This is a genomic window from uncultured Eudoraea sp. (genome assembly GCF_947258525.1).
Lineage (GTDB): Bacteria > Bacteroidota > Bacteroidia > Flavobacteriales > Flavobacteriaceae > Eudoraea.
Genome location: NZ_CAMYIP010000194.1, coordinates 6,374 through 9,646, shown reverse-complemented (window position 1 = coordinate 9,646; position 3,273 = coordinate 6,374). Strand labels below are relative to the sequence as shown.

At 43.6% G+C, this 3,273-nt stretch carries 2 protein-coding genes (1 of these 2 running past the window's edge); both read right to left on the bottom strand.

What is annotated here, in order from left to right; translation table 11 throughout:
* A protein-coding gene (locus tag Q0X89_RS14680; protein ID WP_297695489.1) for an efflux RND transporter permease subunit crosses the window boundary here: on the bottom strand, positions 1-2,891 show its 5' portion. Its footprint begins 31 nt before the window's first position; only the first 2,891 of its 2,922 coding nucleotides appear in the window; its start codon is at positions 2,889-2,891; its stop codon lies beyond the left edge, outside the window.
* 119 nt (positions 2,892-3,010) lie between these two features.
* Positions 3,011-3,232, bottom strand: a complete 222-nt coding sequence (locus tag Q0X89_RS14675; protein ID WP_297695487.1) for a hypothetical protein — start codon at positions 3,230-3,232, stop codon at positions 3,011-3,013.
* Between the last annotated feature and the right edge of the window lie 41 nt (positions 3,233-3,273).

The following is a 3,273-nucleotide window of genomic DNA, read 5'->3' as shown; positions in this document are numbered from 1 at the left end:
TGCAGACACGCCGCGATCACAGCATCCTGCGTGGATCGTTTTAAGGTATTCTGTTCCACTTCGATCCGGTCAATCAACACAATAGCGTTATTGATGACAATACCAGCAAGCGATATGACACCTAGAAATGGCATAAATCCAAAGGGTTCCTGGAAAGTCAATAGTCCAATTACCACGCCTATGATGCCAAGTGGAATGGTAAGTGTAACCATAACCATCTTCCTGAAAGAATTGAACTGAATGATCAGCAGTAGTACAATTATAAAGCCGGAAAGGGGCAGATATTTAAATACCGCCCCCATATTTTCGTCTGTATTTTTGGCATCCCCGGCAAATTGGTAGCTATAACCCTGGGGCCAGTTCTTTAGTTCCTCATTGAGCCAGGGAGTAATAGCAGCTGTTATTGCAGAAGCGTTACCATCCTCACGTAATTCACTCGATACTTCGATAGTTCGGTCTAGGTTAAACCGGAGGATTTTGGCGTACTGCCATTGTGGGATAATCCTCGCCACCTGCAGTAAAGGAACACTCTTACCACTGCCCTGGGAGTAAATATTCAATGTTTCCAGTGATTCCAACGATTGCTGTTGGCTGGCATCGCTCCGCATCAGAATCGGTATTGATTTATCGTCTTCCCTGTATTCACCGGTCTGGAATCCATCCAGTACAGTTTGAAGGGAGGTTGCAATATCCTGGCTACTAATCCCGGCAATCTGGGCCCTGCTCTGGTCAATGTCTATTACAAACTTTTTACTCTTCGGTCCCCAGTCGTCTTTTACATTTTTAGTGCCCGATATCCCCGAGAGCTTCAACTTGATCTTTTCGGAAATTCTCGCTAATTCGTCCGGGTCTTCACCGGCCACCTGGATTTCAATCGGTGTACCGCCCCCACCACCTTCGAGGGCCGCCACTTTAATGTCGGCATTGGGAAAATGGTTAAAGCAAAACTCGTCTAGCCGACCAATCATCTCCAGGTTGTAAATAGCATCCGAAATATTGACCAGCATGTGCGCATAACTGGAATTAGGCTCGTCGGGCGAATATCCCTGATCATAGGACTCCGGACCTTCCCCAATATAGGAAGACCAGTCTATTATCCCGTTTAACCTATTCTCGTTTACTTGCAGGGAATCTTTAATAAACTCTTCTATCTCAAGGACAAGCTCCGAAGTTCGCTCTATTTTTGTGCCTTGTGGAAGATTGATATCTACAGTAATCAGATTCCGGTCGCTATCCGGGAAAAAGATAAATGGAATTTGACCAAACCCGATAATGGAAAGGAAAAATGCACCAAATATGCCTCCAATGACCATATACTTCCTCGCGAGGGCCCAGAGTATGATGCCCTTGTAATATCCCTTGAGTTTTTGGATCGTCCTGTCTACCAAACCCGGCTTTTTTTCACCTTTCTTTTCAATTTTTAGAAACAGATAGCAGAATAATGTTATGACCGATAAGGCCATAATCCAGGAGGATAGTAATGCCAGGGTAATCACTACAAATATCGGTCCTACAATATCTCCCATAGTAGATTCTGCCAGATAGAAGGCCAGAAATGCTGCTGAAGTGGTCAGCGTAGATATCAGTAAGGGTGTAAACAATTCGGAACAGGCTTCAATGGCGGCTTTTTTAGCTGCAATCCCTTGTTCCATCTTCACCATAATGGTCTCTGCCACTACAATAGCATTATCTACCATCATTCCCAAAGCCATAATCAAGGCAGCCAGTGTCACCTGATTCAATCCCATATTTATCACTCCCATCAACATCAGGGTCATGATCACAACAATGGGTATTAGGCTGGCGATTACTAACCCAGACCTGAATCCTAAGAATATCAGCATCACCGCCAGGACAATGACAATGGCCTGCACCAGGTTCACAATAAAGTCATTGATCTTAACATCGATATACGTATCCATACTGGCCAGTCTGATGAGCTCCAGCCCCATGGGCAAACGTGTTTGCCATTCCTTAACCACGCTATCAACATTCTCACCTAGTTTTATAATGTTGGCTCCTTCCTTTAAATTGACATGTAAGGAGATGGCGTCTTTGCCATTTACCCGTACTCTTTGGGTCGGAGGATCTATATAGCCTTTCACAACGCGTGTAATGTCCCCCAGGTATACTTGCTGACTCCCATCACCAACCGGGATCAACATTTCACGTATGTCTTCTATGGAGTTGAAGTTTCCCGTGGGTTCCAGGATGATACGTTCATTTTCTACATTGATCTGACCTCCCGAACTCAGAATATTGGTGGAGGTGATACTATTTTGAAGGATGCTTGAAGAAATTCCGTATTCCTTTAACTGGGCATTTTCAAATTCAACAAAAATCCTTTCGTCCTGTTCGCCTCCTAATTCCACTTTGGCGGCATCTTCTAGCTTAATCAGATCGTCTTTAATATCATCTGCATACTCCTTCATATCGGCATAAGAAAATCCATCCGAAATAAGTCCGACAGCAATACCGTACACATCTCCTATCCCATCATCATCCAGAAAAGGATCAACATTTTGAGGTAGTCCATCTATGTCATCCAATTTTCTTCTAAGCCTGTCCCAAACGGCCTGCAGTTTTTCAGGTGGGGTCTCATCTTTTAAGGTGACTGTAACGACAGATAATCCCGATCTGGATGTACTTTCAACCTCCTTAAGCTCAGGTATTTCCTGTACTTTCTTTTCAACCTTATCTGTTACCAGTAGTTCAACCCGTTCCGGACTAGCGCCGGGAAACTGGCTCACAATGGTGGCAACTCTTACCGTATAGGGAGGCATGCTATCTCTGGGAAGTGATTGATACAATACCATACCCATAATGATAATTGTACCTAAGAGGGTAAATGTTATTCTGTTTTTTTCTATTGAAAACTGGGTCAGGTTCATAGGTCGGCTATATTAAGTCGGAAGTCCGATGTCCGTAGACAGAAGTTGGAAATCCGTAAATCGGAGATATATTTGAAATAGGTTTCTTAAATTTTAAAACTGTCATTATCAATTATCAACTATTGCAGCTTCACTTCCTGTCCATCCAACAGTGTCTGCAAACCAGCCGTAGCAATCTTGTCGCCCAGTGAAAGACCTTCTTTAATTGCAAAACCTTCTGAAGAGAGCTGACCCACTTTGATATAATGTTTATGGGCGGTTATTTTATCGGTTTCTTCTTTGATCAGAAAAACAAACCGGCCATTTCCATCCTCGCCTACGGAAATAGGCGGTACAACCAATTGCTGAGGCCCTGTTGAATCTAAACCAAACTCAAAAGTGA